This is a genomic window from Salipiger sp. (assembly GCF_059781815.1).
The window spans coordinates 1-4,542 of the sequence record NZ_JBYNAH010000304.1; the positions used below are offsets into that span (position 1 = coordinate 1).

The following is a 4,542-nucleotide window of genomic DNA, read 5'->3' on the forward strand; positions in this document are numbered from 1 at the left end:
GAGGCGCTGGTTCTGAGCTCCGCCGCGGGACTCGCCGGCGCGGATCGAGCACCAGCGGCGGTTGCGACCAGTCCGCGCACAGCTCCTCGACCATCGGCGCAACCGGGGCGGCGGCGGGCAGGACAAAGCGCAGGTCCGGGCGCTCCTGCTGCAACCGCGCGACGACATCGCCGAACACCGGCGCCAGCCGTGAGACCTCGGAGCGGCGCGAGCCCGGCAGGATCAGCGCCAGCGGCGCGTCGCCCAGCCCGTGACGCGCGCGGAACGCCGCGGCCTCGTCAGCGGTCGCCTGCGGCTCGGTCACCACCGGGTGGCCGACGAAATCGCAGCGCATGCCCGCGGCCTCCATGTAAGGCGGCTCGAAAGGCAGCAGCGCCAGCACCTGATCGACATGGCGCGCCATCTTGGCGGCGCGTTTCGGCCGCCATGCCCAGACCGTCGGGGCCACGTAATGCACCACGCGGATATCGGAGCGCGCCTTGACCAACTCCGCCACCCGCAGCGAGAATTCCGGCAGGTCGACGGTGATCAGCACATCCGGTTTCGCGGCGATGATCGCCTCGGCGGTCTCGCGGATGCGGGCCTTGAGCTTGCCGTACTGGCGCAGGATCTCGGTGATCCCCATGACCGAGATCTCGTCCATGGGAAACAGGCTCTCGAGCCCCTGCCCGATCATCCGCTCGCCGCCGATGCCGGTGAACTGCACCTCGGGGACGCGCGCGCGCAGCCCCTCCATCAGTGCCGCGCCCAGCTTGTCGCCCGACGGCTCGCCTGCCGTGATATAGACCCGCATCACTCGCGCTCCCGCACCCAGAGAAACAGCCCCGCCGCGTCGAGCTCCTGTATCATCGCGGCGCGGTCGAGCATCATCACGCCACCTGCCGAGAGCACGATGCCCGAGAGTCCCGCCCGGATCGCGCCACGCGCCGTGCGCAGGCCGACCACCGGCAGATCGGCGCGGTGGTCCTGACCCGGTTTCTCGGCCTTGTAGAGCACCCCTCCGGAGGCCCCGTCGAGCGCGTCGATCATGGCGTCTGTCCCGGCCTCGTCCTCGCGGGCCAGCACCGCGCCGTCGCGAATGATGCAGGCCTGTCCGAAGTCGCGCGCGCCCTGTTCGTGGCTGACCTGATCGCCAAGCCGCGCGGCCGTGATGGCCGCGGCGTCGGGCTGCACCTGTGTCAGGACACCGGCGGGCGGCAGCAGGTCGGGGGCGGCCTCATGCGCGCCCACCACCTCGAAGCCCGCCCCCTCGAGCAGGCCGATGACGATGCGCAGCGCGCCGTCATCGCCGCGCTTCAGCGCCCGGCGGAAGGCAGGCAGCATCATCACCGTGCGCCAGTCGAGTTTGGAGAGCCGGATCTCGGGGCGCGCGATGCGGCCGACCATGCAGATCCGCGTCACGCCGCGCTGCCGCAGCCAGTGCAGGAAGCTCCCGAGCGTCTCAACACGGAAACTGCGGTCCACCGCGAGCCCCTCGGGCACATGCGGCTCAAGGGCGCAAATCAGCGGACGCTCCGGGCAGGCTTCGGCCACCGCGCGGGGCAAGGCGCCCTGCCCTGCGATCAGCGCCAGCATGCGCTCAGCCCGGCGTCAGGAAATGACGATCGCTGTCGCCGAGGATGAAGGCAACGATCTCGCGCACATACTCGCTCTGGGTCTCGTCCCCGAGCCGCTTGGCGCGGTCGGCAAAGGCCCCGTCGCCCTGCGCCAGCATCTGGAACGCAGCGCGCAGCGCGGTGATGTCGGCGCGGCTCACGCCGCGGCGCTTCAGCCCCACGAGGTTGAGCCCGTCGAGCTTGCCGCGCGGTGCCTGAACGAGGCCGTAGGGGATCACGTCATTGGTGACCATGGTCACCGCGCCGATGATCGCGCCGCGCCCGATGCGCACCCATTGGTGCACGCCCGAGAGGCCACCGACGATCACGTCATCCTCGATCACGCAGTGCCCGGCGACGGCGGAGTTGTTGACGAGGATCACCCGGTCGCCGATCTGCACGTCATGCGCCACGTGGCAGCCGGCCATGAAGAGCCCGTCATCGCCGACGCGGGTCACGCCGCCACCGCCCTCGGTGCCGGAGTTCATCGTGACGTGCTCGCGGATGCGGTTGCGCTTGCCGACCACGAGGCGGGTGCTTTCGCCGCGGAACTTGAGATCCTGCGGAATCTCGCCAATCACCGCGAAGGAGAAGATCACCGTCTCTTCGCCGATCTCGGTCTTGCCGGTGACGACGACATGCGATTTCAGCTCGACGCGGGGCCCGAGCACCACCTCGGGGCCGACATGGCAGAACGGGCCGATGATGCAGCCCTCGCCGATCTGCGCGCCGTCCTCGACGACGGCAGAGGGATGGATCTGGGTCTCGGTCACGCCGGCAGGTCCATCATCGCGGTGAACTCGACCTCGCAGGCCATCTCGCCCTCGACCTCGGCCACGCCGCCGAATTTCCAGACCTTGCCGCCGGGCTTGCCGCGCAGCGTGGTGAGTGTCATGCGGAGCTGGTCGCCCGGAACCACCATGCGGCGGAACTTGCATTTGTCGATGGCCATGAAATAGACCTTCAGGTCCTTGTCGGCGAGATCGAGCGCAGTGCCCACCATCACGGCGGCGGTCTGCGCCATGGCCTCGGCGATGGTGACGCCGGGCATGATCGGCTGACCGGGAAAGTGGCCCTGGAAATGCGGCTCGTTCATGGTGACGTTCTTGATGCCGACCGCCGACTTGTAGCCGTCGATCTCGACCACCCGGTCAACGAGGAGGAACGGGTAACGGTGCGGCAGAATGCGCTGGATCAGCTGGATATCCGCGGTAAGCAACGTGTCGGTCATGGTGTTTTTCCTGTCGATCTGTCGCCCTGTCCCTAGCAACAGCGGCGTGACGGGGCAAGCGCGGAGGGCCGCTCAGGGCTTGGCCGGCGTCTCGGAGGCCCCCGACGCGTCGGCCTGGGTGCCGTCGCCGATCGCCGCGTCGATGCGGGCGATGGCCGCGTCGGTGATGTCGATCACCTCGGCGGAAAGAAAGACCGAGCGCTTCTCGAGGATCACCACCGCGCCGGCTTCGCGCATGATCTGCTCGATCACCGGCTCGGCGGCCTTGATGAACTGGCGGCGGCGTTCCTCGGAAAGCTCGCCGATGGCGCGGGCCTTCGCGTCCTGCTCGCGGCGCAGGGCCTGCACCTTCTGGTCGAAGGCATCGGCGAGGGCGCGGAACGCCATCGGATCGAGGGTCGCGCGGGTCTCGGTGAGCTCGCGCTCTTCGGCGGTCAGCTCGGCCTCGATGCGCCGGTTCTCGGCGGCGATCTCGGCGCCCTCTTCCTCGAGGACCGCCGCGACCCGCTTGCCATAGGCGCTTTCGGCGAAGAGCCGGTCGAACTCGACCGTCAGAATGGCGCTCTCGACGATGCCCGGCGCCGCGTCCTGTGCGGACGCGGCCCCTGCGGCCAGTCCCAGGCCGAGCGCCAGGGCGCAGAGCCTCAGAGCGCCGCGCATCTCAGAACTCGGTCGAGATGGTCAGGCTGAAGTTCTGCTCGTTGTCCTTGTCTTCCTTGACGATCGGACGCGAGAAGTTCAGCCGGAGCGGGCCAAGCGCGGAGTCCCAGAACACCGAAACGCCGATGGCGTGACGCAGGCTGAAATCCTCGTAGAGGATGTCGTTGGTCGTCGAGGCCACGGTTTCGCTATCCAGCCCCCAGACCGACCCGACATCGTAGAACATGCCGCCGGTGATGCCGTATTCGTCCGGCAGGCCGACGGGGAATTCCGCCTCGAACCGGGCCACGGCGAAATAGTTGCCGCCGAGCGAGTCGTTGACGTCTGACGCGGCGTTGTATTCGCGCGGGCCGATGCCGCCATACTCGAAGCCCCGGAAGACCGAGTCGTTCAGGCGGAAACGGTCTGTCACCCGGCTGCTGCCATTGGTGAAGTTGATCGCGCCGGCCTCGAACGAGGCGCGCAGCGTGACCTCTTCGTTCCAGATCTTCTTCTGGGCGATGGCCTTGAGGTTGGTCCGGATGAAGCTGGTGTCGCCACCAAGCCCGCCGATATCCTGCCCGAACTCGAGCAGCACGCCGGCATTGGGATCGAGACCGTCACGGCGGGTGTCCCAGCTGAAGGTATAGCCGAGGCTGCTGTCCCAGCGCGGGCCTTCCGCTTCTTCGGCGCGGATCACCTGACCGGCATCGCCCTCGTCGGAATTCGCGATGTCGCTGTATTGCAGCGTGTAACGCAGGCTCAGGCGGCCGAAATCCGAGATCGGGAAGCCAAAGCTCGGGCGGAAGATGCCCTTTGCGGTGTCGAACTCGGCGTATTCCTGTTCGGTCTCGGTATAGCTCGCGCCAAGGCCGAAGCTGAGGTCGCGGCCAAGGAACGCCGGCTCGACGAAGTTGAACGAGTAGTTGTTGTTGGTCGACGCGGTGCTGACGCCAAGCGACAGGCGCTGGCCGCGGCCGAGGAAGTTGCGTTCGCTGAACGAGACAGCGAGACCGAAGCCGTTCGAGGTCGAATACGAGCCGCCGAAGCTGATCGAGCCGGTGGGCTGCTCTTCGA

The 4,542-nt window shown here is 68.1% G+C and carries 6 protein-coding genes; all 6 read right to left on the bottom strand.

Translation table 11 applies throughout. The features are described from left to right. The coding region (locus AC6RA4_RS23450) for a lipid-A-disaccharide synthase (RefSeq protein WP_500164400.1) at positions 1-793 on the bottom strand (793 nt) is incomplete at its 3' end. After that, positions 793-1,575, bottom strand: a complete 783-nt coding sequence (locus AC6RA4_RS23455; protein WP_500164402.1) for an LpxI family protein — start codon at positions 1,573-1,575, stop codon at positions 793-795. The genes AC6RA4_RS23455 and AC6RA4_RS23450, both read right to left, overlap by 1 nt. A gap of 4 nt (positions 1,576-1,579) precedes the next feature. Continuing rightward, positions 1,580-2,368 (bottom strand): acyl-ACP--UDP-N-acetylglucosamine O-acyltransferase, encoded by a 789-nt coding sequence (gene lpxA / locus AC6RA4_RS23460; protein WP_500164404.1) that lies wholly within the window; start codon positions 2,366-2,368, stop codon positions 1,580-1,582. Beyond that, positions 2,365-2,826, bottom strand: coding sequence for a 3-hydroxyacyl-ACP dehydratase FabZ (gene fabZ, locus AC6RA4_RS23465; RefSeq protein WP_500164406.1), 462 nt, complete (start codon positions 2,824-2,826; stop codon positions 2,365-2,367). The genes lpxA and fabZ overlap by 4 nt, the downstream gene beginning before the upstream one ends. 72 nt (positions 2,827-2,898) lie before the next feature. Further along, positions 2,899-3,486: an OmpH/Skp family outer membrane protein gene (locus tag AC6RA4_RS23470; RefSeq protein ID WP_500164408.1), complete on the bottom strand. Its 588-nt coding sequence runs from the start codon at positions 3,484-3,486 to the stop codon at positions 2,899-2,901. Between the two features lies 1 nt (position 3,487). Continuing rightward, the coding region (locus tag AC6RA4_RS23475; protein ID WP_500164410.1) for a BamA/TamA family outer membrane protein at positions 3,488-4,542 on the bottom strand (1,055 nt) is incomplete at its 5' end.